The organism is Streptomyces nanhaiensis, from assembly GCF_046614825.1.
Classification (GTDB): domain Bacteria; phylum Actinomycetota; class Actinomycetes; order Streptomycetales; family Streptomycetaceae; genus Streptomyces; species Streptomyces radiopugnans.
This window is the reverse complement of the sequence record NZ_JBKJFM010000091.1, coordinates 1-24,328: the sequence shown is the minus strand read 5'-3', so window position 1 is coordinate 24,328 and position 24,328 is coordinate 1. Positions and strand designations below refer to the sequence as shown.

22 protein-coding genes are annotated in these 24,328 nt (G+C 74.7%); 7 read left to right on the top strand and 15 right to left on the bottom strand.

Annotated elements, in window-relative coordinates:
- Window positions 1-193: 193 nt before the first annotated feature.
- Window positions 194-1,585, bottom strand: a complete 1,392-nt coding sequence (locus ACLIYP_RS19340) for an alkaline phosphatase PhoX (RefSeq protein WP_412714394.1) — start codon at window positions 1,583-1,585, stop codon at window positions 194-196.
- Between the two features lie 244 nt (window positions 1,586-1,829).
- On the bottom strand, window positions 1,830-2,897 hold the full coding sequence (zapE, locus tag ACLIYP_RS19335; RefSeq protein WP_412714395.1) for a cell division protein ZapE: 1,068 nt from the start codon (window positions 2,895-2,897) through the stop codon (window positions 1,830-1,832).
- A gap of 141 nt (window positions 2,898-3,038) precedes the next feature.
- Here zapE and ACLIYP_RS19330 point away from each other — a divergent pair, with 141 nt between their 5' ends.
- From ACLIYP_RS19330 to ACLIYP_RS19310, 5 genes are all read left to right on the top strand, one after another.
- Window positions 3,039-3,893, top strand: a complete 855-nt coding sequence (locus ACLIYP_RS19330; protein WP_412714393.1) for a pyrimidine reductase family protein — start codon at window positions 3,039-3,041, stop codon at window positions 3,891-3,893.
- 140 nt (window positions 3,894-4,033) lie between these two features.
- On the top strand, window positions 4,034-4,516 hold the full coding sequence (locus ACLIYP_RS19325; protein ID WP_412714392.1) for an indole-3-glycerol phosphate synthase: 483 nt from the start codon (window positions 4,034-4,036) through the stop codon (window positions 4,514-4,516).
- 277 nt (window positions 4,517-4,793) lie between these two features.
- Window positions 4,794-6,206: a UDP-N-acetylmuramate--L-alanine ligase gene (murC, locus tag ACLIYP_RS19320; RefSeq protein ID WP_412714391.1), complete on the top strand. Its 1,413-nt coding sequence runs from the start codon at window positions 4,794-4,796 to the stop codon at window positions 6,204-6,206.
- Between the two features lie 10 nt (window positions 6,207-6,216).
- Complete coding sequence (msrB, locus tag ACLIYP_RS19315; protein WP_412714390.1) at window positions 6,217-6,624, top strand: peptide-methionine (R)-S-oxide reductase MsrB; 408 nt, start codon at window positions 6,217-6,219, stop codon at window positions 6,622-6,624.
- Window positions 6,625-6,736: 112 nt separating this feature from the next.
- Window positions 6,737-7,396 (top strand): LysE family translocator, encoded by a 660-nt coding sequence (locus ACLIYP_RS19310; protein ID WP_412714389.1) that lies wholly within the window; start codon window positions 6,737-6,739, stop codon window positions 7,394-7,396.
- Between the two features lie 72 nt (window positions 7,397-7,468).
- On the opposite strand, the gene treZ is transcribed toward ACLIYP_RS19310, so the two are convergent.
- On the bottom strand, window positions 7,469-9,208 hold the full coding sequence (gene treZ, locus ACLIYP_RS19305) for a malto-oligosyltrehalose trehalohydrolase (RefSeq protein ID WP_412714388.1): 1,740 nt from the start codon (window positions 9,206-9,208) through the stop codon (window positions 7,469-7,471).
- Window positions 9,209-9,459: 251 nt separating this feature from the next.
- Here treZ and ACLIYP_RS19300 point away from each other — a divergent pair, with 251 nt between their 5' ends.
- Window positions 9,460-10,002 carry an FHA domain-containing protein gene (locus ACLIYP_RS19300; protein ID WP_412714387.1) on the top strand — a complete coding sequence of 181 codons (543 nt, stop codon included), beginning with the start codon at window positions 9,460-9,462 and terminating at the stop codon, window positions 10,000-10,002.
- 40 nt (window positions 10,003-10,042) lie between these two features.
- On the opposite strand, the gene ACLIYP_RS19295 is transcribed toward ACLIYP_RS19300, so the two are convergent.
- The 3 genes from ACLIYP_RS19295 to glgX all read right to left on the bottom strand — a co-directional run bounded on the left by ACLIYP_RS19295 (window position 10,043) and on the right by glgX (window position 16,110).
- A complete protein-coding gene (locus ACLIYP_RS19295; protein ID WP_412714386.1) occupies window positions 10,043-11,164 on the bottom strand; it encodes a lytic polysaccharide monooxygenase in 1,122 nt (373 codons plus the stop codon).
- 212 nt (window positions 11,165-11,376) lie between these two features.
- On the bottom strand, window positions 11,377-13,869 hold the full coding sequence (gene treY, locus ACLIYP_RS19290) for a malto-oligosyltrehalose synthase (protein WP_412714385.1): 2,493 nt from the start codon (window positions 13,867-13,869) through the stop codon (window positions 11,377-11,379).
- A 126-nt stretch (window positions 13,870-13,995) separates the two neighbouring features.
- Window positions 13,996-16,110: a glycogen debranching protein GlgX gene (glgX, locus tag ACLIYP_RS19285; protein WP_412714384.1), complete on the bottom strand. Its 2,115-nt coding sequence runs from the start codon at window positions 16,108-16,110 to the stop codon at window positions 13,996-13,998.
- A 217-nt stretch (window positions 16,111-16,327) separates the two neighbouring features.
- On the opposite strand from glgX, the gene ACLIYP_RS19280 reads away from it, so the two are divergent.
- Window positions 16,328-17,596 carry an SAV2148 family HEPN domain-containing protein gene (locus ACLIYP_RS19280; protein ID WP_412714383.1) on the top strand — a complete coding sequence of 423 codons (1,269 nt, stop codon included), beginning with the start codon at window positions 16,328-16,330 and terminating at the stop codon, window positions 17,594-17,596.
- Window positions 17,597-17,731: 135 nt separating this feature from the next.
- Here ACLIYP_RS19280 and ACLIYP_RS19275 read toward each other — a convergent pair whose 3' ends face one another.
- From ACLIYP_RS19275 to ACLIYP_RS19235, 9 genes are all read right to left on the bottom strand, one after another.
- Window positions 17,732-17,908 (bottom strand): CsbD family protein, encoded by a 177-nt coding sequence (locus ACLIYP_RS19275; protein ID WP_412714382.1) that lies wholly within the window; start codon window positions 17,906-17,908, stop codon window positions 17,732-17,734.
- Window positions 17,909-17,989: 81 nt separating this feature from the next.
- Window positions 17,990-18,805 carry a sirohydrochlorin chelatase gene (locus tag ACLIYP_RS19270; protein ID WP_412714381.1) on the bottom strand — a complete coding sequence of 272 codons (816 nt, stop codon included), beginning with the start codon at window positions 18,803-18,805 and terminating at the stop codon, window positions 17,990-17,992.
- A complete protein-coding gene (locus ACLIYP_RS19265) occupies window positions 18,802-19,776 on the bottom strand; it encodes an ABC transporter permease (protein ID WP_412714380.1) in 975 nt (324 codons plus the stop codon). Before ACLIYP_RS19265 ends, ACLIYP_RS19270 begins: the two co-directional genes overlap by 4 nt.
- Window positions 19,763-20,581 (bottom strand): ABC transporter ATP-binding protein, encoded by an 819-nt coding sequence (locus tag ACLIYP_RS19260; protein WP_412714379.1) that lies wholly within the window; start codon window positions 20,579-20,581, stop codon window positions 19,763-19,765. The genes ACLIYP_RS19265 and ACLIYP_RS19260 overlap by 14 nt, the downstream gene beginning before the upstream one ends.
- 176 nt (window positions 20,582-20,757) lie before the next feature.
- A complete protein-coding gene (locus ACLIYP_RS19255) occupies window positions 20,758-20,886 on the bottom strand; it encodes a hypothetical protein (protein WP_093660142.1) in 129 nt (42 codons plus the stop codon).
- Entirely contained in the window at window positions 20,874-22,268 is a 1,395-nt protein-coding gene (locus tag ACLIYP_RS19250) for a sulfate adenylyltransferase subunit 1 (RefSeq protein ID WP_412714378.1), read from the bottom strand. The genes ACLIYP_RS19255 and ACLIYP_RS19250 overlap by 13 nt, the downstream gene beginning before the upstream one ends.
- 3 nt (window positions 22,269-22,271) lie before the next feature.
- Complete coding sequence (gene cysD / locus ACLIYP_RS19245) at window positions 22,272-23,267, bottom strand: sulfate adenylyltransferase subunit CysD (RefSeq protein ID WP_412714377.1); 996 nt, start codon at window positions 23,265-23,267, stop codon at window positions 22,272-22,274.
- Complete coding sequence (gene cysC, locus ACLIYP_RS19240; RefSeq protein WP_412714376.1) at window positions 23,264-23,866, bottom strand: adenylyl-sulfate kinase; 603 nt, start codon at window positions 23,864-23,866, stop codon at window positions 23,264-23,266. The genes cysD and cysC overlap by 4 nt, the downstream gene beginning before the upstream one ends.
- Window positions 23,867-23,913: 47 nt before the next feature.
- Window positions 23,914-24,328: phosphoadenylyl-sulfate reductase (locus ACLIYP_RS19235; RefSeq protein ID WP_412714375.1), on the bottom strand; the 415-nt coding region annotated here is incomplete at its 5' end.

Here is a 24,328-nt window from a genome sequence, read left to right as displayed (position 1 = left end):
GCGGTCAGGGGACGGGCGGTACGGCGCACGGAGACGGTCATGATCGGAACGTAACGGCGTTCCGGCGCGATCGCGCGGGGTGCTGCTCTTGTCGGACTACCGTCACCCCCGGCCCGGGTGACACCCGATCGGGCAACCGCCCGCCGCAGCCGCAGCCGCAGCCGGCGTCACCCGCAGGCCCCCGGCGCCGCCGTCAGTGGCGCCACGGCCCGGTGACGGCGAACGTGGTCCCCGGCTCGTAGCAGTTGACGTACATGGTGCGGCGGTCGGGCGAGAAGGTGACGCCCGCGAACTCGCCGTACTCCGGTTCCTGCGCGGTGCCGGTGTTCTGGGCGTTGCGCGCCAGGGCGTAGATCTCGCCGTGGCGGGTGAGGCCGTAGACGTGCTGGGCGCCGCCCCCGTCCTCGCAGACCATCAGACCGCCGCCCGGGGCGAGGCAGATGTTGTCCGGCGACTCCCCGGGGGTGTCCACGCCGGTGTCCGGTCCGAAGATCACCGCCAGCGTCAGCCGGCGGCGGCCCGGCTCGTACCGCCACACCTGGCCGAAGTGGTCGGCCGCCGAACCCTCGGAGCTGCGCGCGTAGCTGGAGACGAAGTACACCGCGCCCTGCCCCCGGTGGCTGCCCCAGTAGCAGCCCTCCAGCTTCTGCGCGTGGGTGACGCCGCCGCGGCCGAAGTCCTGCAGGCGGATGGGCGTTTGCTTCGCCAGCGGGTCGGGCACCGGCAGCCACTCGACGCCGTCGAAGTGCGTGCCCGGCTCGGTCACGGCCGACAGGTCGGGGACGCCGGGCACCCGCATGGCCTCCAGCCTCCCGCCCGCGCGCAGGGAGTCGAAGCCGCCGCGGGGCCGGTGCGGCAGGAAGCGGTAGAACAGGCCGAAGGGGTGGTCGAAGGCGTCCTCGGTCTCGTAGACCACGCCCTCGCGGGGGTCGACGGCGATGGCCTCGTGCTGGAAGCGGCCCATCGCGGTCAGCGGTTCGGGGACGGTGCGGTGGCCGGGCCGCAGGCCGATCTCGAAGATGAAGCCGTGGTCCCTGGTGTACCCGTTGGTGCCGGCCTTGTCCTCGGTCTCCTCGCAGGTCAGCCAGGTGCCCCAGGGGGTCGGGCCGCCCGCGCAGTTCACCGCGGTGCCCGCGATGCCCACCCGCTCGTCCAGTACGCGGTCGCTGCCGGAGAGCTCCAGCACGGTGCAGCCGCCCATGCCCTGCGGGTCGTACGTCAGCCCGCGCACGGCGGGGACGCGGCGGGGGGCGTTGTGGCGGTTCTCGTGGTTGCGCACCAGCTGTACGTGCCCGGGGCGCGGGCCGGGCAGGGCGGTCATGCCGTCGTGCTTGCCGGGGACCGGACCCTGGCCCGAGAGCATGGGTTCGCCCTCGCGCGACAGCACCCGGTAGCGGAAACCCTTCGGCAGGTCGAGCAGGCCGTCGGGGTCGGGCACGAGGGGGCCGTACCCGCCCCGGCCGCCGGCCGGGGCGGCGTGGGCGGCGTCCGTACCGGCGAACAGTTCGGAGAGGGATCCGGCGAAGGCGATCCCCGCTCCGACGGCTGCGGCACTTCCCAGGATCCGGCGTCGCGTTGCTGACATGGGCAACTCCCTGCTGGCGGACAGGTTGATGACCCGGTCGTGTGTACCACGCTGTCCGCTCGGCGGGAACCAGGCGCGGCACGGACGGGACCCGCCCGTGCCGCGCCGCGACCCTCCCGGCGTACGGATCCGGCCGTTTCCGGGAGACCGGCTCCGCCACCGCACTCGGCCGCCGCACCCGCCGGGTTCTGCTTCCGCCGGCCCTGCCTCCGCCGGGACCCGGAGCGGTCGGGCGCCGCTCCCGTCAGGCCCCGTCCCCGCCGCCCTCCCCGGTCAGGCGCCGCGCGTCGCGGGCGAGCGCGGTGAGGCGGGATATCGCCCGGAAGTACTTCTTGCGGTAGCCGCCCCTGAGCATGTCCTCCCCGAAGAGCCGGTCGAACGGCACCCCGGAGGCGAGCACCGGCACCTCGCGGTCGTAGAGCCGGTCGGCCAGGACCACCAGGCGGAGCGCGGTGGATTGATCGGGCACCGGCTGGACATCCGTGAGGCAGACCGCCTCCACGCCGTCGCACAGCGCGCCGTAGCGGCTGGGGTGCACCCGGGAGAGGTGGTCCAGGAGGGAGGGGAAGTGGTCGAGGGAGGCTCCGGGCGTGCGGTGCGCGGCGGCGGCCACCGCGTCGTCGCCGGCCGGCGGCGGGGCCTCGGGCAGGCCGCGGTGGCGGTAGTCCTCGCCGTCGATGCGCAGCGTGCGGAAGTGCGCCGACAGGCCCTGGATCTCCCGCAGGAAGTCGGCGGCGGCGAACCGGCCCTCGCCGAGCTTGCCGGGCAGGGTGTTGGAGGTGGCCGCCAGTGCCACGCCCTCCTCGACCAGACGGCCCAGCAGGGTGGAGACCAGCACGGTGTCGCCCGGGTCGTCCAGCTCGAACTCGTCGATGCACAGCAGCCGGTGCCCGCCGAGCGTGGCCACCGTCTGCTGGAAGCCGAGCGCGCCCACCAGGTTGGTCAGCTCCACGAACGTGCCGAACGCCTTGCGCTCGGGCGGGGCGTCGGTGGCGTGCCACAGAGAGGCCAGCAGATGGGTCTTGCCGACGCCGTAACCGCCGTCGAGGTACACCCCGCGCGGCCCGGCTGGCGCCGCCTGCCGCCCGCCGCGGCGGAACCAGCGCCTGATGCCGCCGCCCTCGCCGTCCGCCCGCTCCCCGCCGAGCCCGTCCGCGAAGCCGCTCAGCACCTTCACCGCCTCGGACTGGCTGGGCTGGGACGGGTCGGGGATGTAGTTGTCGAAGCGCACCGAGTCGAAGCGCGGCGGCGGCACCATCTCCGCGACCAGCCGGTCTGCGGGGACGTGCGGCTCGCGGGCGCACAGGGACAGCGGGGCGCTCTCGCCGTCCGCCGGACGCGTCGGTCCGGAGTTCGGGTCGGGCTTCTGGGCGGGAGAGGACGACACCCTTATCACTGTACGTGGCGTGGCGGGGCACGAAACACGCCAGTGGCACGTGCCACACTGCGCCGTATGCGACGCCTGTTCCCCCCTTTCGAGCACCCCGCGGAACCCACGGCCCCCGGACGGCGGGAGCCGCCGTCCGCCGACCGCCCCTGGACGCTCGAGGAGATCGCCGACGCGTACGCCTACCCCGCCGCGACGGCCGCGACGGCCGAGGGGGCCGACGGGGCGGGGGAGGCCGCGCGGCCCTGGCTGCGCGGCAACATGGTCGCCTCCCTCGACGGCGCCGCCCACCACGGCGGACGCTCCCAGCCGCTGTCCTCGGACGCCGACATGCGGATCTTCGGGGTGCTGCGCGCCCTGGCGGACGCCGTGGTCGTCGGCGCCGAGACGGTACGCCGGGAGGGGTACCGGCCGGCCCGCCGCCGCGAGGCGTTCGCCGCCCGGCGCGAGGCCGCCGGGCAGGGGCCGGCCCCGGCCATCGCGGTCGTCAGCGCGAGCCTGGACCTGGACTTCTCCCTGCCGCTGTTCACCGAGCCGCTGGTGCCCACCCTCGTGCTCACCGGCGCCGCCGCCCCGGCCGGCCGCCAGGAGGCGGCGCGCGAGGCGGGCGCGGTGGTGGTGCACGCGGGGGAGGGCGCCGAGGTGGACCCGGCGCGGGTGCCGGGCCTGCTGGCCGGGCACGGCCACACCCGGCTGCTCACCGAGGGCGGGCCGCGCCTGCTGGGCCGTTTCGCGGCCGCCGGCGTCCTGGACGAGCTGTGCCTGACCGTCTCCCCCCGGATCACGGCGGGGAACGCGGCGCGGATCCTGGACGGCCCCGGCTTCGAGACCCCCGTGGAGTACGAGCTGACATCCCTGCTGGAGGAGGACGGGTTCCTCTTCTCGCGCTACCGCCGCCACCGCGAGGCGATCCGGAAATGACCGGATCTGTTTGTCTGCGCCGACAAGGTGTGACGTGCACAGAATGAGATGCGCAGAGTGAAATGTGCAGTCCCGCAACAGGGCGGGACCGGATAGTCGTCGTACGGGTCGCCGACCCGTCGGGAGGAAGGGCACCTGCCGTGTTCACGTCCGTACTGATGATCGAGAAGCCGCTGGTGCCCACCGACGTCGAACTCGTCACCACGCTCCACGGAGACGAGCCCGTCTCGTTCGTCGTGCTCATGCAGCCGCGCGGCGACCAGGACCGGCTGCTGCGCGCCCTGGACGACGTGGCGCTCGGCGAGCTGGACGACGCCGTCCGCGAGGCCACCGGGCGCGACGACGAGGAGGACCGTTCCGACAGCCCGGTCTCCCCGGCCGAACGGGCACTGGAGCACTCGCTGGGCGCGCTGCGCGCGGCGGGGGCGGAGGCCGTCGGCCAGATCGTCCAGGACCACCCCCTGGACCTGCTCACCTCGGTGGTGGAGGAGACGGGCGCCGACGAGGTGATCGTGCTGACCGCGCCGCACCTGGTGGAGGAGTTCTTCCACCGCGACTGGGCCTCCCGCGCCCGCCACAAGGTCGGCGTCCCCGTGCTCAAGCTGTTCGCCCACGGCGAGTAGGGCGAGCAGGGCGAGCAGACCGGGCCGGCGCTCCCGGAGGCCGCCCCCGGCCTCCGGGAGCGCCGGCCCGGTGCGCCGCCGCACGCCGTCCGCGGGCACCCGGCCCGCTCGCATAGGCTGGGGCCGGGTGCCCGCGGACGGCGCGCGCGGCCCGGCCGCACCGCCGTACGGGCACCCCGCAACCCTCCGGGCTCCCAGGTCCCCCGGGACCCCGGGGCCCTCCAGGACACGACACCGGCGGACACACCGCCCGGAGCACCCTTCGAAAGGACACCGCATGGCGCCCGGCCTGCCGACCGCGATGGAACGACCGCACTTCATCGGCATCGGCGGAGCCGGAATGTCCGGCATCGCGAAGATCCTCGCCCAGCGCGGCGCGCAGGTCGCGGGCAGCGACGCCAGGGAGTCCGCCACCGCCGAGGCGCTGCGCGCCCTCGGAGCCACCGTCCACATCGGCCACGCCGCCGGCCACCTCGCCGCCGACGCCACCGCCGTCGTCGTCTCCAGCGCCATCCGCGACGACAACCCCGAGCTGGCCGCCGCCCGCGAGCGCGGCGTGCCCGTGGTGCACCGCTCCGACGCGCTGGCCGCCCTCATGGAGGGCCTGCGCCCCATCGCCGTCGCCGGCACCCACGGCAAGACGACCACCACCTCGATGCTCGCCGTCGCCCTGGACGCGATGGGCCTGGACCCCTCGTACGCCATCGGCGGCGACCTCGACGGCCCCGGCACCAACGCCCGCCACGGCGGCGGGGAGATCTTCGTCGCCGAGGCGGACGAGAGCGACCGCAGCTTCCACAAGTACGCCCCCGAGGTGGCGATCGTCCTCAACGTGGAGCTGGACCACCACGCCAACTACGCCTCGATGGAGGAGATCCACGAGTCGTTCCTGACCTTCGCCGGCCGCGTCCGCCCCGGCGGCACCCTGGTGGTCAGCGCCGACCACGAGGGCGCCCGCGAGTTCACCGCCCGCCTGCGCGCCCGAGGCGCCGGGGACCTGCGGATCACCACCTACGGCGAGGCCGAGGACGCCGACGTACGGGTCGCCAAGGTCCTCCCGCAGGGGCTGACCAGCGAGGTCACCGCCGTCCTCGACGGCACGCAGCACACCTTCACCGTCTCCGTCCCCGGCCGCCACTACGCCCACAACGCCGTCGCCGCCCTGGCCGCCGGAGCGGCGCTGGGCGTCCCGGCCGGCGACCTGGCCGCGGCGCTGGCCTCCTACACCGGCGTCAACCGCCGGCTCCAGCCCAAGGGCGAGGCGCGCGGGGTGCGGGTCATCGACTCCTACGCCCACCACCCCACCGAGATGACCGCCGACATCGAGGCCATCCGGGGAGCGGCCGCCGGCGGCCGGGTGCTGGTCCTCTTCCAGCCGCACCTGTTCAGCCGCACCCGGGAGCTGGGAGCGGAGATGGGGCAGGCGCTGGCGCTGGCCGACGCCTCGGTCGTCCTGGACATCTACCCGGCGCGCGAGGACCCGATCCCGGGCGTCACCAGCGCCGTCATCACCGACGCGGCCCTGGCCGCGGGCGCGCGGGTGCGGCCCGAGTCCGACAAGGGGGCCGCGGCGGCCCTGATCGCCGGAATGGCCGAGCCCGGCGATCTCGTTCTCACCATGGGAGCGGGCGACGTCACCGAACTCGGCGCGACGGTGCTGGAGCGGCTGGCCGCCCGCCCCGCGAACTGAGGAGGCACCCATGGGTTACGAGATCGACAAGAGCGAGGAGCAGTGGCGGCAGGAGCTCAGCCCCGCCGAGTACCACGTGCTGCGCGAGGCGGGCACCGAGCCGGCCTTCACCGGTGAGTACAACCACACCAAGACCACCGGCGTCTACCAGTGCCGCGCCTGCGGGGCCGAACTGTTCCGCTCCGACACCAAGTTCGAGTCCCACTGCGGCTGGCCCAGCTTCTTCGACCCGGCCGACTCCTCGGCCGTCGAGCTGCTGGAGGACCGCTCCCACGGCATGGTCCGCACCGAGGTGCGCTGCGCGCGCTGCGGCTCCCACCTGGGCCACGTCTTCCGCGGCGAGGGCTACCCGACCCCGACGGACGAGCGCTACTGCATCAACTCCGTCTCCCTGAAGCTCGTGCCCGGGGAGGGCTGACCGGCACCACCGGCGCCCCGCGCCGCACCGCCCTCCGGGCCCGCGGGGTCCGGAGGGCCGGACGCGGCACCCCGCCGCCGCGCCCGGCGCGGACGGGCGGATGATGGCGGCCATGCACCAGACGCTGCTGCCCTTCCTGGGCGCCTGCCTGCTGATCGCGGCCTCCCCGGGGCCGAGCACCGTCCTGATCATCCGCCGGTCGCTGATCGGCCACCGGCACGGCATGGCGACGGTCCTCGGCAACGAGACCGGGGTCTTCGTGTGGGGCGTGGTGGCCGCCTTCGGGCTCACCGCGCTGCTGGCCGCATCCCAGCTCGCCTACGACGCGCTGCGCCTGGTGGGCGCGGTTGTGCTGGTGGTCTTCGGCCTCCAGGCGCTGCGCGCCGCCCGGCGGACCCGGGGCGCGGCGGTGGCGGGCGGCGACGGGCCCGCGTCCGCACCCGCACCCGAGCCCGCGTCCGCGCCCGTACGGGAGTCGGCGTGGCGGTCGTACCGGGCCGGCCTCGCCCTCAACCTCGCCAACCCCAAGGCCGCGGTCTTCGCCCTGTCCTTCCTGCCGCAGTTCGTCCCCGCCGGGGCCCCGCAACTGCCCGCGATGGTGGCGCTTGCGGCGGTGTGGGCGCTCTTCGAGACCGGCTACTACGCCTGCTACGTGTGGGGCGTGGGCCGGATGCGGCGCCTGATCGAACGCGCGGCCGTACGCCGCCGCCTGGAGCAGGTCTCCGGCGGCGTGCTGATAGCCCTGGGCCTGCGGATGGCACTGGAGGGCTGACCGCGCCTCCCGCGCCCGGCCCCGAGCGGGTGCCGGGCCACGGGCCGGACCACGGCCGGGCCACCGGCCGGACTACCGCAGCACCGCCGCCGAGTGCGGGCCCAGCCGCAGCAGGCCGTCGCCCTCGGGGGCCTCGCACTCGCCCCAGGAGGCCAGCTCGGCGGCGGTGTGCACCGACAGGGGGATCTCGGCGGTGCCCTCCTCGGCCAGGTTCACCGCCACGTGCAGCCCGCCGTGGCGCATGCACAGCCAGCGCCGCTCCTCGTCATAGGCGACGTGGACGTCCACCAGCCGGGTGCGGGGCGAGACATGGGCGCGGCGCAGCGCGATGAGCGCGCGGTGCCAGGCCAGCAGGGCGGCGTGCGGCTCGCGGTGCGGCTCGTCCCAGTCCAGGCAGGAGCGCAGCCGGGTGGCGGGGTCCTGCGGATCCGGCACGTCCGCCTCCGACCAGCCGTGCGCGGCGAACTCCCGCCGCCGCCCCCGCCGTACCGCCTCGGCCAGCTCCGGGTCCTGGTGGTCGGTGAAGTACTGCCAGGGGGTGCGCGCCCCCCACTCCTCGCCCATGAACAGCATCGGCGTGTACGGCCCGCACAGCACCAGCGCCGCCGCACAGGCCGCCAGGCCGGGGGAGAGGTGGGAGGCCAGCCGGTCGCCCCGGGCCCGGTTGCCGATCTGGTCGTGCGTCTGGGCGTAGGCGACGAAGCGGCGCGCCTCGGTGGCGGTGCGGTCCACCGCCAGGCCGTGGCGGCGGCCCCGGAAGGAGGAGTAGGTGCCGTCGTGGAAGAACGCCCCGGTCAGCGACTTGGCCAGGGCCGCCAGCGGGGCGCGGGCGAAGTCGGCGTAGTAGCCCTGCGCCTCACCGGTCAGCGCGGTGTGCAGGGCGTGGTGGATGTCGTCGTCCCACTGGGCGTCCAGGCCCAGCCCGTGCTCCCCGCGCGGCGCGGTGGTGCGCGGGTCGTTGCGGTCGGACTCGGCGATCAGGAACAGCGGACGCCCCAGCTCGGCCGACAGGGCGTCCACGGCCGCCGACAGCTCGGCCAGGAAGTGCTCGGCCCGCTCGTCGATCAGCGCGTGCACCGCGTCCAGCCGCAGCCCGTCCAGCCGGTGGTCGCGCAGGAGGGCCAGCGCGCTGCCGGTGAAGTACGCGCGCACCTCGTCCGAGCCGGGCGCGTCCAGGTTGACCGCCGAGCCCCACGGGGTGTGGTGGCGTTCGGTGAAGTACGGGCCGAACTCCGGCAGCCGGTTGCCCGACGGGCCCAGGTGGTTGTGGACCACGTCCAGGACCACGCCCAGCCCGTGGCCGTGCGCGGCGTCCACGAAGCGCTTGAGACCCTCGGGCCCGCCGTAGGGCTCGTGCACCGCCCAGGGCGCCACACCGTCGTAGCCCCAGCCGTGGGTGCCGGGGAAGGGGCTGACCGGCATCAGCTCGACATGGGTGACGCCGAGGTCGGCCAGATGGCCCAGCCGTCCGGCCGCCGCGTCGAAGGTCCCGGCCTCGGTGAAGGTGCCGACGTGCAGCTCGTACAGGACCGCGCCGTCCAGGTCGCGCCCCTGCCAGTCGTGCCGCCAGGCGTACGCTCCCTGGTCCACCACCGCGGCGAGCCCGTCGGGGCCGTCGGGCAGCCGGCGGGCGCGGGGGTCGGGCAGCACGGGCCCGTCGTCGACCGCGAAGCCGTAGCGGGTCCCGTGCCCGGCGGACGCCTCGGCCCGCCACCAGCCCTCGCGCTCCGGGTCGCGGCGCATGGGGTGCTCCTCGCCCCCCGCGTGCAGCGCGACCCGTCGCGCCTGTGGCGCCCACACCTCGAACAACACCGGGGATCTCCTTCGGCCGACGGCACCTCAGGGCTCCAGCATGCCCGCTCCGGTGCGTGTCAGCCCATGCGGACGCGGCGCCGCACCACCGGATACCCGGCCCGGGCGAAGTGGGCGGCCATCGGGGTGCTGCCCGCGTCGGCGGCCGCCGCGACCGCCCCGGCCCTCGTGCGGCCCCGTGCTGCCGCGCCCGGGCCCCTCGCCGGGAGCGGGCTGGACAGCCCCGGCGCGGGTCCGGAGAATGACGGGTCATGGCATCTGCGGAGTCCCGGGCGGTCCCGTCGCGTCCGTCGGACGAGGACCGGGAACGGGCCATGGAGCTGCTGCGCGAGAGCGCGGTCGCCGGCCGCGTGTCGCACCGGACCTTCGAGCACCGGATGGAGCTGCTCCTGACCGCGCGCCGGTCCGACGAGATCGAGGCGGCGGTGCACGATCTGCGCCCCCGGCCGCCGGAGCCGGCCCTCATCAGGTTCGTCGGCACGGTCTCGGCGCTGCCCGGCCGGCTGCGGCGGGCCTGGCAGACGGCCCGGCTGCCGGAGCTGATGCTGCCCGCGCCCGGCCCGTACCCGATGAGCATCGGCCGTGCGCCCGGTTCGGTGCTGCGGCTGAACGACGAGACGGTGTCCCGGACGCACGCCCAGCTGCACAGCTCGGCGCGGGGTTGGACACTGCGCGATCTGGGTTCCTCCAACGGCACCTGGGTCAACGGCCGCCGGGTGACCGGATCGGTGAGCGTGCGTCCGGGCGATCACGTGCGGTTCGGGCAGGTCAGCTTCCGCCTCGGCAGTCGCTGACCCGCCCTCACCGGACGCCCGTGGAGGGCGGGTGCCGTGCTCAGCGCGGCATGCAGTGCGGTGCGGACGGGTTGCCCGCTCCGCCGTTCACCACGTAGCCGAAGGTCGCCGACTGCCCCGGTTCCAGGGTCGAGCCCTGCTGGCTCTGGGCGTAGACGTTGGCGCCGTCGTAGGTGGGTGTGGCGTTCCACAGGCTGTCCACCCGCTGGCCGGAGGCCAGTTCGAAGTGGACGGTCCAGCCGCGCAGGACCGTGTCACCGCGGTTGGTGACGGTCACCTCGCCCTGGTGGCCGCTGCCCCAGTCGTTGACCTTGCGGATGACGGCGGCGCAGGAGGCCGTACCCGGGTCGGTGGGCTCCTCACCGGGGTCGGTCGGCTCCTCGCCCGGGTCGCCGGGGTCCTCGCCGCCGTCCGTGCCGGGGAAGACCACCTCGCCGTTGCCGCCGTCGAAGACGACGTCGGAGCAGCTGTAGAAGGTCTCGTTGCTGTCCGAGCGCGACCACACCATGTAGATGATGTGGCGGCCGCTCTTGTTCGCCGGGAGGGCGCTGGTCCAGGTGTACTTGCCGTCGATGGTGCCGACCGAGCCGGACAGCTGCGGGTCGGTCACCGAGGCGAAGGGCCGGTCCTCCAGGTCGTCCCAGCCCAGTGGCTGGTTCGGGTCGTAGCCGTCCTTGGTGACGTAGAGGTGGAAGGTGCCCGGGTGGGCGGCCCACGCGTTGTAGGCGAACCGCATCTGGGCGCCGGAGGTCAGCCGGGTGTACGGCCAGTCGGAGCGCGCCTGGTTGAAGGCGGTGAAGTCGTACGGGCCGCCGGTGCCGCCGCTGCACAGCTGGCCGTCGGGGATGAAGCCCTCGGTGCGCCCGGCGCCGTCGGAGCGGAGCACGGCGAACCAGTTGTAGAACGGGGTGGACCCGCCCTGGTCGAGGGCGGCCCGGCAGGCCGGGTTGTCCGGCTGGAGCGCGCCGGAGGAGGTGTGCGCGTTCTCCCAGCACAGGTAGGTGCGGCTGCCCGGGTTCATGGGGGCGCCGTGCGCCTGCGCCTTGCCCGGGGGGAGGAAGAACACCAGGCACAGGGCCGGCAGCGCGGCCAGCAGCGTCAGCAGGACGCCTCTGCGGGGGCGGCTCGTCTTTGGTGTGGACATGCCATTCATGGCGGGCATGCCGTCTAAGCGTGATGTCATCGTGCCGGAGGTCCCTTCAAGCACGTGTGGGGGTGGGTCCGCAACCGATGGGAGCGCTCCCATCTCCGGTGAAGGTAGCGCGGGGACCGACGTGTGTAAATGCTCCGTTCACATCACGACGGAAATTCCCTACCGAGGGGGCCGCGCAACCGAGGTGACGGCGCGCCGCCGCGAACCCCGGCGCCTCGCCCTCAGCCGCGCACCAGCAGCGCCACCGGCCGCTCGGCCAGCAGCTCCGCCAGCCCCACGCTCCCCTCCGCCTCCCGGCCGCCCAGCAGGTCCCGCCACCGCCCCGGCGGCAGCTCCAGAGCGGTCTCCCGCCAGCCGCCCGCACCGGCCAGCCGCAGTGAGAGCCGCGTCGCGACGCACACCACCTCGCCCGAGCGCGCGTACGCCACGCAGTGTCCGGCCGCCGGACCGGAGGCCCGCAGCGGCTCGTACGACGCCGACGCGCCGAACCACGCCGGGTGCTCCCGCCGCAGTCGCAGCGCCGCCCCGGTCAGGGCCCGCTTCTCCCCGGACAGGGACTCCGGCAGCCAGGCGGCGGCCTCCTCCCGGGCCTCCGCGGTCTCCTCCGGCACGCCCGTGCGGAAGGGCGGGAAGTCCGGCAGCCGCCGGTTGTCCGGATCGACCAGCGCGGTGTACACCCGCTCGGTGCCCATGTAGAGGTCCGGCACGCCCGGCATGGTCAGGTGCAGCAGCGCCGCGCCGAGCACGTTGGCCCGCACCGGACCGGCCAGCCCCCGCGCGAACTCCGCCACCGTGTACAGCGGCGGCCCGCCCGGCCCCGCCACCGCGAAGCGCTCGACGGCCTCCTCGTACGCCGCGTCCGGCTCCGTCCACGTCGTGCGCAGCCCCGCCTCCCGCACCGCCTTCAGCAGCGCGGGCACCAGCCGCTCCTGGTAGGGGAAGCCCATGCCGTACGCCGTCTGCCAGGCCACCCACGCCACATGGCGGTCCGGGGCCTCCGCGCCGGAGGCGCGCAGCGTCTCGTGCGTCACCCGCTCCAGCAGCTCCGCCCACCGCTGCGGGCACTCGGTCAGCACCGCCAGCGCCGCCCGCACGTCCGCGCTGCGCTTGGTGTCGTGCGTGGACAGCACGGTGCCGGTGGCCGGCCAGTCGCGCTGGAGGCGGGCGCAGTACGCGTGGAACTCCTCCGGGGCCACCTGCGGGCTCCCCGGGTCCCCGCCCACCTCGGCGGCCGACAGCAGCGGCGCGTAGCGGTAGAAGGCGGTGTCCTCCTCCGACTTGGCCCGCAGAGCCGCGCAGACCTGCGCGAACCGCGCGCAGAAGTCCCGCTGGGCCCCGCCGTCCCCCAGCCGGCCCAGCGCCAGGTCCCGCACCACGTCCACCGCCGCGGCCTCCTCCGGCACCGCGAACGCCGCCCGCGCGCCCTCGGCCGCCTCCTCCAGCATCGCCCGGTCCTCCGCGCCCACCGGGCCGCCCGCGGTGACGTACGGCCGGTACACCGGCACCCGCACCAGCACCTCCTCGATCGCGGTGCGCAGCGCCCAGGGCGCGTGGTCGCGCAGCGCCAGACCGGGGGCGGCCTCGCACACGGCGGCGGCGGTGCGGGCCAGCCGCCCGACCTCGGCGGCCAGGTCGTGGGCGACCACCTCCCGGGCGGCCCGCCGCACGGTCGGCCCCCACTCGCCGCCCAGGTCCGGCGCGGCGCCGGTGAAGCCGCGGTAGACGGCGGCCAGCTCCGCCAGCCCGTCCGGGTCGACGAAGAGGCCGTCGACGTGGTGCAGCGCGTCGTACCCGGTCGTCCCGGCCACCGGCCAGGACACCGGCAGCCGCTCGCGGGGGCCGAGGATCTTCTCCACCACCGTCCAGGCTCGGCCGCTCTCCTCCTCCAGCCGCAGCAGGTACGCGCCCGGATCGGCCAGCCCGTCCGGGTGGTCGACCCGCAGGCCGTGGACCACGCCCTCGCGCAGCAGCCGCAGCACGCACGCGTGGGTGGCGGCGAAGACCTCCGGATCCTCCACGCGCACCCCGATCAGATCGGCGATGGTGAAGAAGCGCCGGTAGTTCAGCTCGGTGCGGGCCAGCCGCCACCAGGCCAGCCGGTAGTGCTGGGCGTCCAGCAGCTCGGGCAGCGGCAGGTGCTCGGTGCCCTCGCGCAGCGGGAAGCGGTGGCCGTGGTACGCCAGGACGCCGCCCTTGACCGACAGCGCCCCCAGCTCCTCGCCCAGCCGCCCGCCCAGCACCGGCAGCAGCAGGCGGCCGCCGCCCGCCTCCCAGTCGATGTCGAACCAGCGCGCGTACGGCGAGGCGGGGCCCTCGCGCAGCACCTCCCACAGCGCCTCGTTGAGCCGTTCGGGGACGGGGACGCCCATGTGGTTGGGGACGATGTCCACCACGACGCCCATGCCGTGCTCCCGTGCGGCGCGCGACAGCGACCGCAGCCCCTCCTCGCCGCCCAGCTCCTCGCGGACCCGGGCGTGCCCGGTCACGTCGTAGCCGTGGGCGGAGCCGGGGGCGGCCTCCAGCACCGGGGACAGGTGCAGGTGCGAGATGCCGAGCGAGGCCAGGTACGGCACGGCCTTCTCGGCGGCGGAGAACGGGAAGCCGGGCTGGAGCTGGAGCCGGTAGGTGGCGGTCGGCACGGCGGGCGGGAGCGGCGCCGACGGCGCGGCGGAGGCGGCGGAAGCGGCGGACGCGGAAGGGGGCTGAGGGGACATGTGGTGCATGTTCCCTCCGGGTGCCCGCCGAACCCGCCGCCTGTCGGGCGACGCCCCCGCCCGGGGGGAGGCGCGCCGGGCCGGCCGCGGGCGCGGCACCTGGCGGGTCCAGGCGGGCCGGGCGGGTCAGGCGGGACGCTGGAGCACCGTCAGACTGCGGTCCACCAGGGTGATCCGGGAGCCCGCCCTCACCATGGGGCCGGTGCCCGGCGGCACCCCGTCCTCCCGCGAGGTGTCCACCACGACCTGCCACTCCCGCCCGTGGTCCGCCGGAACGGTGAACTTGCGCGGGGTCGGCTGCGCGTTGAACATCAGCAGGAAGGAGTCGTCGGTGATCCGCTCGCCGCGCTCGCCGGGCTCGGAGATCGCGTTGCCGTTGAGGAACACCGTCAGCGCCCTGGCCTGGGCCTCCTGCCAGTCCCGCTGGGTCATCTCCTCTCCCTCGGGCGTGAACCAGGCGATGTCGGAGAGCTCGTCGTGGGTGCCCTCCACCGGCCGCCCGTGGAAGAAGCGGCGCCGGCGGAAGGCCGGGTGGTCGCGGCGCAGCCCCACCATGGCCTGCACGAACTCGCACAGCGGATGCTTCTCGCCCGTCTTGGGCCAGTGCACCCAGGACAGTTCGCCGTCCTGGCAGTAGGCGTTGTTGTTGCCCTTCTGGGTGCGGGCGAACTCGTCGCCGTGGGAGAGCATCGGCACGCCCTGGGAGAGCAGCAGGGTGGCGATGAAGTTGCGCATCTGCCGGCCCCGCAGGGCCAGGACGTCCTCGTCGTCCGTGGCCCCCTCCACCCCGCAGTTCCACGAGCGGTTGTGGCTCTCGCCGTCCCGGTTGCCCTCGCCGTTGGCCTCGTTGTGCTTGTCGTTGTACGACACCAGGTCGTGCAGGGTGAAGCCGTCGTGGCAGGTGACGAAGTTGATCGAGGCCAGCGGGCGGCGCCCGTCGTCCTGGTACAGGTCGGAGGAGCCGGTCAGCCGGGAGGCGAACTCCGCGAGGGTGCGCGGCTCGCCCCGCCACAGGTCCCGCACGGTGTCGCGGTAGCGGCCGTTCCACTCCGTCCACAGCGGCGGGAAGTTCCCCACCTGGTAGCCGCCCTCGCCCACGTCCCAGGGCTCGGCGATCAGCTTGACCTGGCTGACCACCGGGTCCTGCTGCACCAGGTCGAAGAACGACGACAGCCGGTCCACCTCGTGGAACTGGCGGGCCAGGGTGGCCGCCAGGTCGAAGCGGAAGCCGTCCACGTGCATCTCGGTGACCCAGTAGCGCAGCGAGTCCATGATCAGCTGCAGGACGTGCGGGGAGCGCATCAGCAGCGAGTTGCCGGTGCCGGTGGTGTCCATGTAGTACCGGGGGTCCTCGGTGAGCCGGTAGTACGAGGCGTTGTCCAGGCCCCGGAAGGACAGGGTCGGCCCCAGGTGGTTGCCCTCGGCGGTGTGGTTGTAGACCACGTCGAGGATGACCTCGATCCCGGCCTGGTGCAGCGCCTTGACCGCCTGCTTGAACTCCAGCACCTGCTGGCCCCGGTCGCCCCAGGAGGCGTAGGCGTTGTGCGGGGCGAAGAAGCCGATGGTGTTGTAGCCCCAGTAGTTCGCCAGCCCGGCGTCGGCCAGCCGGTGGTCGGTGACGAACTGGTGGACCGGCATCAGCTCCAGCGCGGTCACCCCCAGCCTCGTCAGGTGCTCGATGATCGCCGGGTGGCCCAGGGCCGCGTAGGTGCCGCGCAGGTCCTCGGGCAGCTCCGGATGGAGCATGGTCAGGCCCTTGACGTGCGCTTCGTAGATGACCGTCTGGTGGTAGTCGGTGCGCGGGGGCCGGTCGTCGCCCCAGTCGAAGTAGGGGTTGACCACCACCGACGCCATGGTGTGCGGGGCGGAGTCCAGGTCGTTGCGCCGTTCGGGTTCGTCGAAGTGGTAGCCGTAGACCGCCTCGTCCCAGTCGATGGCGCCGCTCATCGCCCTGGCGTAGGGGTCCAGCAGCAGCTTCGCGCTGTTGCAGCGCCTGCCCTTCTCCGGCTCGTACGGCCCGTGCACGCGGAAGCCGTAGCGCTGGCCGGGCATGACGCCCGGCAGGTAGGCGTGCCGCACGAACGCGTCGGACTCGCGCAGCTCGATCGCCGTCTCCGACCCGTCGTCGTGCAGCAGGCACAGCTCGATGCGCTCCGCCGCCTCCGAGAACACGGCGAAGTTCGTCCCGGCCCCGTCGTACGTGGCGCCGAGGGGATAAGCCCGTCCAGGCCAGACCTGCATGTCGACTCTTCCTGTCGCGGTCTCTACCCGTTACCCGTTTTCGCTGCATCCTTGCGCAGTACTGGTGCGGGAGGCGGCCACCGCCTGGGCACAGCATCCATCTTCCCCCGGATGAGCGTACGGGCAAAGGAACTTGGTGGCGGGATACTGCTGCATCCCCTCCCGGGAGGGCAGTAGGCTCCTTGATCGAACAGCAGGTCCGGAAGGCGGTGCACAGGTGGGCTCGGGAGGGCTTGAGCTCCCCTCGGGGGACGGGGGCGGCGAGAGCGGTGCCGCCGGGGCGCCCGGAGCGGTGCCGCCCGGCACGGTCTCCCTGGCCCGGCCGATGGAGATCGGCGCCGATCTGGCCTGGGGCGCGGAGGAGTGGGCCGAGGTGCGGCTGCGCGCCCAGCGGGCGGGACGGGCCTACATCTGGCTCAACCTCGTCGAGCAGCGGCTGCGCGCCGTGGTCGCGGCGGTGCTGCGGCCCATCTACGAGCCGGTGCACGGCGAGGAGTGGGTCGTGGCGGCGGCCGGCCCGACCGGGCAGGAGTGGGTCCAGCGGGCCGCGGCCGTACGCGAGGTCAGCCGCCGCAAGGGCTATCTGCTAGACCCGGCCGACGACACCCTGCTGTCCTTCCTCACCCTGCCGCAGATGCGCGAGCTGGTGGTGCAGCACTGGCCCTGCTTCGAGCCCTACTTCGACGGGCGGCGCGAGCTGGAGCTGGCCCTGGACGAGCTGGAGGTCGCCCGCAGCGCGGTGGCCCGCAACCGCGCGCTGTCCCCGGCCGTCCTCGCCCAGGCCGAGCGGATCTCGGCCAGGCTGCTGGACCTGCTGGGCGCCGGCCGCGACATCCCCTCCGCCCACCGGCTGCCGGTGGACGCGGTGGAGGAGCTGGTCGGCGACCGCTTCGCCGACGTCGTCGGCGTCCACCCGGACCGGGTGCGCCTGCAGCGCCAGCTCCCGGCCGAGGACCTGTTCGGCGGAGCGCGCCGGCTGGACGCCATCGGCATAGGCCTGAACCTGCTGGTCCAGAACTACTCCGGGCGCCGTCTGGTGCGGCTGGCCGAGTCCGGCTGCCGGGTGCGGCTGCTCTTCCTCAACCCGGCCAGCAGCGCGGTGCGCCGCCGCGAGCGGGAGCTGGGGCTGAAGAAGGGCGAGCTGAGCCGTTCGGTGGAGATGAACATCCTCCACATGCGGCGGGTGCGATCCCGGCTGCGGGACGCCGGCGCCTTCCAGATCCACGTCTTCGACGAGACCCCGCGCTTCACCGCCTACCTCGTGGACGGCGACGGGCCGGACGGCATAGCGGTGGTCCAGTCCTACCTGCGCCGCATCCGGGGGATGGAGGCCCCGGTCTTCGTGCTGCGCGGCGGCGGCCGGGACATCCTCCAGGGCGGGACCGTCCAGGGAGGCCCGCCGGGGGAGGGCGCCGAGGGCGGGCTGTTCCACCTCTACCGGGAGGAGATGGAGTCGGTGTGGGCCGACTCCCGACCGGTGTCCTGACCGTCACCGGCGGCCGGTTCCCGACCGTCACCGGCCGCAACCGGCGCACGGTCACCAGGCTGCTGGAGACGGCGTCCTGACTTTTCGGGGGCGCCCCGGCCGGGGCGCCCCCGAAGGGCTGGGAGGAGAGGCGGGTCACTCGTCCTTGAGGACGTCCTTGCCCTTCTCCTTGGCCTGGCGGGCGTTGCCCTTGGCCTCCTGGATGCGTCCCTCGCCGGCCTGGTCGGCGTCGCCGGTGGCGCGCCCGGTCTTCTTCTTCGCCCGGCCGATCGCCTGCTCCGCCTTGGCCTTGGCCTTGTCCGCGGCGCTCATACCCTGGTCACTTCCTTCCGGAATGCCCTGTAGGTCGGTTTTCCGGATACCCGGGGCCGCCGGCGGGAAACCCGGCCGGGATCACGCGCCGGCGGGCACGCTCACGCGCCCGGCCCACCGGACCAGCGCCTGGTCGTAGCGCCGCGCCATCAGGAGGGCCAGCTCCGGCGCGTCGCCCAGCACCGGCGCCAGCAGGTCCGCGCCCGCCTCGCGGGCGCCGGCGGCGATGCGGTCGGGGAGGAAGCCGGGCGCGACGACGTACGGGGCGACGGCCACCCGCCGGGCCCCCCGCGCGCGCAGCTCCCGCACCGCGTCGGCGGTGCGGGGAAGGGATGCGGAGGCGAACGCGGGCCGCACGGCACACCAACCGGAGATGTGCCGCCACTCCCGCGCGATATCTGCGATCACCGCGATCGCCTCCGGGTCGGAGGAGCCCGCCGAGGCCAGGACGACCCCGGTCGAGCGCTCGTCGCCGGGCCGCAGCCCGGCCTCGCGCAGCCGCCGCTCCAGGGCGGCCGTCAGCAGCCGGTCCGGGCCCAGGACGTCGGCCTGGTGCACCGCCAGCCGCGGCAGCCGCGACACCGCCTCGCCCAGCACCGCGGGGATGTCGGCCTTGGCGTGGAAGGCGCGGGTGAGCAGCAGCGGCAGGGCCACCGCCCGCCGTACGCCGTCGGCGTGGAGACGGGCGAGCACCTGCGGCACCGAGGGGGCGTTGAAGTCCAGGTGGCCCACCTCGACCCGCAGCTCCGGGCGCAGCCCGCGCAGCCTGGCGCACGGCGCGGCCACGGTCGCCGCGTGGCGCGGGTCGCGGCTGCCGTGCGCGACGACCAGCAGGGCGGGACGGTCGCCGGGGGTGCGGGGGGCCGGGGCGTGGAGGGCGCGCACGGTGCGGCTCACCGCCCGGTCGCCGACGCCAGGCCGCGGCTGCGCAGCACGCGGCGCTCCACCGGCGAGAACAGCGCCGACTCCACCAGCACGCCGACCGCCAGGATCAGCACCACCGAGGCCAGCACCAGGCTCAGCTCGCCGCCCTGCCGGCCCGCGTCCAGCATCCGGCCGATGCCGGGCAGGGGGGTGGCGGTGATCAGCTCGGCCGTCATCAGGGCGCGCCAGCCGAAGGTCCAGCCCTGCCGCAGCGCCGCCACGAAGCCGGGCAGCGCGGCCGGGACGAGGACGTGGACGGCGCCGCGCAGCCCGCCGGCGCCCATCGACCGGCCGGCCCGCAGCAGCAGCGGCGGTATCTGGTCGACGGCGGCGGTGACCCCGACGGCGATGGAGGGCACCGCGCCCAGCAGCACCACGGCGTACACCGCGCCCTCGGAGTTGCCCAGCGCGATCACCGCCACCGGCACCAGCGCGGCGGCCGGCAGCGACTGCACGGCGGACAGGATGGGACCCAGGACCGTGCGCAGCGGTGCCGTCCGGGTGAGCAGCAGCCCCAGGGGGACGCCGATGGCCGCGGACGCGGCGAAGCCGACCAGACAGCGCAGCAGGCTGTGGCCGAGGGAGGGCAGCAGGGTGCCGTCCGACCAGGCGCCGGCCAGTTCGCCCCACACGGCGGCGGGGGAGGGCAGCGTCGCCGACCAGTTCAGCGCGTACGCCGCCTGCCACAGGGCCAGCACCAGGGCGACGGCCGCCAGCGGCGGCGCGGCCTTGGCCAGCAGCCGTCGCGAGGTGGCGGCGGTCGCGGACACGGGGGACTCCAGGGCGTCCAGACCTGACGCCATCTCGTCGGAGTCGTCGGAACCGCCCGCGCCGCCGGCGGCCCGGCCCGGATTCCTGCCGATGTCCTGCCCGGGGGGCCCGGGGAACCCGGAGGGCTCGTGCCGGGGGCCCCGCCGGGAGTCCTCGGTGTCAGTGGCGGGCATGTCGGACGATCTCCTCGTGCAGATGGCCGGTGATCTCCCGGGCGAGGGAGGTGACTCCGGAGTCCTCGATACGGCGGGGGTAGGGGAGGTCCACGTCCCACTCGCGCGCCACGCGCCCCGGGCGCGAGGACAGCAGCACGACCCGCTGGCCCAGCCGTACCGCCTCGCGCACGTTGTGGGTGACGAACAGCACCGTCAGCTCCCGCTCGCGCCACACCCGGGTCAGCTCCTCGTGGAGCAGGTCGCGGGTGATGGCGTCCAGCGCGGCGAAGGGCTCGTCCATCAGCAGCACCCGGCTGCCCTGGGCCAGCGAGCGGGCCAGCGCCACGCGCTGCCGCATCCCGCCGGAGAGCTGGTGGACCCGCTTGCCGTACGCGTCCGGCAGCCGCACCAGCCGCAGCAGCTCCTCGGCCCGGCCGCGCCGCTCGGCCCGGGGGACCCCGGCCAGCTTCAGGGCCAGCTCCACGTTGCGGCCGGCGCTCAGCCAGGGGAAGAGCGCGTGGTCCTGGAACATCAGCGCGGGCCGGCCGTGCGGCACCCGCACCTCGCCGGAGGTCGGGTGGTCCAGTCCGGCCACCAGGTTCAGCAGTGTGGACTTGCCGCAGCCGGAGGCGCCCAGCAGGCAGACGAACTCCCCGGGCGCCACCGTCAGGCCGATGCCGTCCAGCACCTGCTGGCGGGCGCGGGGGGAGGAGCCGAAGGACTTCGAGACGCGGTCGAGCCGCACCGCGTACGGGCGGGTCCGCCCGGCCCCGGCACCGGTGACGGACGGCGCCGGGGCGGGGGTGGCGAGTTCGGTGGACACAGCGGGGTCCTCTCGTGGTTCGCCACCCTGTTCGGGCGGCTACGGCGGGGGAGAGCCGGCGTGTGCGGCGGGGACGTGCCGCGCTCGGGGGACATATGGGGCGTCCCGGAGGCGCGGGTCGTACGGGTCGTGCTGGAGGTGCCGGACCTGCGGGTGGCGCGGCCGGGCGTCGGGCGTCACCGGCGGCATCCCGCCAGTCCGCCCTGCCCGCTGCCCCGGACACCGCTGCCGATCCGGCCGCCGGTGTGGTCGAAGGTGGAGAAGGCGTCGTGCACGGCGGCGCCCGCCGCGCTCAGAAGTCCCATCCGTCCTCCTGTGCGGTGTCGCCCGCGGCCCGTACCGGCCCGGCGGCCCCGGTGAAGGCGTCGCCGGACATGCCGGCGGTGAGGGTGGAGCCGTCGGCCGGGTCGATCAGCAGGAACGAGCCGGTGCGGCGGGAGAGGGCGTAGGGGTCCAGCGGCAGCGGTTCGGCGGTGCGGATGCGCACCCGGCCGATGTCGTTGGCCACCAGTTCGCCCGGCTCGGGGTGGTGCGAGAGGTCGTCCAGGGTCAGCCGGGAGCCGATCTCCTTGACGATCGCCTTGACCGTGCGGGTGGTGTGCTTGAGCAGCACCCGCTGCCCCACCCGCAGCGGGGTGTCGTGCAGGTGGCAGACGGTGGCGGTGACGTCCTGGGCGGTGGCCGGGGCGTCGTCGGCGGGGACGATCAGGTCGCCGCGGGAGACGTCGAGGTCGTCCGCCAGGCGGACGGTGACCGACTGCGGGGCCCAGGCGGCCGGGACCGACTGGCCGAGCAGGTCGATGCCCTCGATCACCGAGGTGCGGCCCGAGGGCAGCACCGTCACCGGCCGGCCCACGCGCAGCACGCCGGAGGCGATCTGGCCGGCGTAGCCGCGGTAGTCGGGGTGCTCGGCGGTCTGCGGGCGGATGACGTACTGGACGGGGAAGCGGGCCACGTCCCCGGCCGGGTCGTGGTCGACCTCGACGGTCTCCAGGTGCTCCAGGACGGTGGGGCCGCTGTACCAGTCCATGTGCTCGGACGGGGTGACCACGTTGTCGCCGACCAGCGCCGAGATGGGCACGGCGGTGATCTCCGGCACGCCGAGCGAGGCGGCGTAGGCGGTGAACTGCTCGGCGATCCGCGCGAAGACGGGCTCGGAGTAGCCGACCAGGTCCATCTTGTTGACGGCCAGCACCACGTGGGGGACGCGCAGCAGGGCGGCGACCGCGGCGTGGCGGCGGGTCTGCTCGACCACGCCGTTGCGGGCGTCGACCAGGATGATGGCCAGCTCGGCGGTGGAGGCGCCGGTGACCATGTTGCGGGTGTACTGCACGTGGCCGGGGGTGTCGGCCAGGATGAACCGGCGGCGCGGCGTGGCGAAGTAGCGGTAGGCCACGTCGATGGTGATGCCCTGCTCGCGCTCGGCGCGCAGCCCGTCGGTCAGCAGCGCCAGGTCGGGGCCGGCGGCGCCGCGGCTGCGGGAGGCGTGCTCGACGGCCTCCAGCTGGTCGGCCAGGACGGACTTGGAGTCGTGCAGCAGCCGCCCGACCAGGGTGGACTTGCCGTCGTCCACCGACCCGGCGGTGGCGAAGCGCAGCAGCGAGGTGTCCTGCAGCAGCCGGCCGGCGGCAGTGGCGTCGGCGGCGGCGTCGGCACCGGCTGTGGAAGTGGTTGCAGCGGTGGTCATCGGTCAGAAGTACCCTTCGCGCTTGCGGTCCTCCATGGCGGCCTCCGACAGCTTGTCGTCGGCCCGGGTCGCGCCCCGCTCGGTCAGCCGGGAGGCCGCGATCTCCGCTATGACCTGCTCGATGGTGGTGGCGTCGGAGTCCACCGCCCCGGTACAGGACATGTCGCCGACGGTGCGGTAGCGCACCTGGCGCTCCCGGACCGTCTCGCCGTCCTTCGGGCCGCCCCACGCGCCGGGCGCCAGCCACATGCCGCCTCGCTTGAAGACCTCGCGGGTGTGGGCGTAGTAGATGGCGGGCAGCTCGATCTTCTCCCGGGCGATGTACTGCCACACGTCCAGCTCGGTCCAGTTGGACAGCGGGAAGACGCGCACGTGCTCGCCCGGCGCGTGGCGGCCGTTGTAGAGCTGCCACAGCTCGGGGCGCTGGCGGCGCGGGTCCCAGCCGCCGAACTCGTCGCGCAGGGAGAACACCCGCTCCTTGGCGCGGGCCTTCTCCTCGTCCCGCCGCCCGCCGCCGAAGACCGCGTCGAAGCGGTTCGTCTCGATGGCGTGCAGCAGCGGCACGGTCTGCAGCGGGTTGCGGGTGCCGTCCGGGCGCTCGCGCAGCTCGCCGCGGTCGATGAACTCCTGCACCGAGGCGACGTGCAGGCGCAGCCGGTGCTCGGCCACCACCCGGTCGCGGTAGTCGATGACCTCGGGGAAGTTGTGGCCGGTGTCCACGTGCAGCAGCGCGAAGGGCACCGGAGCCGGGGCGAAGGCCTTCAGCGCCAGGTGCAGCATCACGATGGAGTCCTTGCCGCCGGAGAACAGGATCACCGGCCGCTCGAACTCGCCCGCCACCTCGCGGAAGATGTGCACCGCCTCCGACTCCAGCGCGTCCAGATGGCTCAGCGCGTACGCCGCGCCGGAGCTCTCGGAGGTCCCGGAGGCGCCGGGGGCCCCGGCGGTCCGGTCCGGCGCGGCCGCGGGCCCGGTGGTCGGTTCGGTCGAGGTCGTCACGCCAGTCCCCTCTCGGCGAGCAGTGCGTACAGCCGGGCGGCGGAGTCGTCCACCGGCTCGGTGTGCGCCTCGATCCGCAGGTCCGGATCGGCCGGCGCCTCGTACGGGTCGTCAACCCCGGTCAGCCCGGAGAGCTCTCCCGCGGCCTGCCTGGCGTACAGCCCCTTCACATCGCGCTCGGAGCACACGTCCACGGGCGTGGCCACGTGCACCTCCAGATAGGCCGTGCCCTCCGCCTGGTGGCGCTTGCGGACCGCCTCGCGGCTGTCGGCGTACGGCGCGATCACCGGGACCAGGGCCTTGACCCCGTTGGAGGCGAGCAGTTCGGCGACGAAGCCGATCCGCTGCACGTTGGTGTGGCGGTCCTCGCGGGAGAAGCCCAGGCCGGCGGAGAGGAACTCCCTGATCTCGTCGCCGTCCAGCACCTCCACCCGGTGCCCCTCGTCGCGCAGCCGTCCGGCCAGCGCGTGGGCGATCGTGGTCTTGCCCGCGCTGGGCAGACCGGTGAGCCAGATCGTGGCCCCGGTGCCGATGCCGGTGCCGTCGGTACTGCCGGTACTGCCGGTTCTGTCCGTGCCGGAGGCGGTCGCCCCGCTCATCTGACGCTCCTCAACTGTCTGGGCCCGTACGGCCTTCGGGTTCGCCATCAGCCATGCAGTCCGCACTCGGTCTTGCCGCGTCCGGCCCAGCGGCCGGAGCGGGCGTCCTCGCCCTCCAGCACCCGCCGAGTGCAGGGCGCGCACCCGATGGAGGGGTAACCGTCCATCAGCAGAGGGTTGGTGAGGACACCGTGCTCGGCAACGTAGGCGTCCACGTCACCCTGCGTCCAGCGTGCGATGGGCGAGACCTTGACCTTGCCCCGCCTCTCGTCCCAGCCGACGACCGGAGTCCCCGCCCGGGTCGGGGACTCGTCGCGGCGCAGCCCGGTGGCCCAGGCGTCGTACCCGCGCAGGCCCTCCTCCAGCGGCCTGACCTTGCGCAGCGCGCAGCACAGGTCGGGGTCGCGGTCGTGCAGGCGCGGCCCGTACTCGGCGTCCTGCTCGGCCACGGTCTGCCGCGGG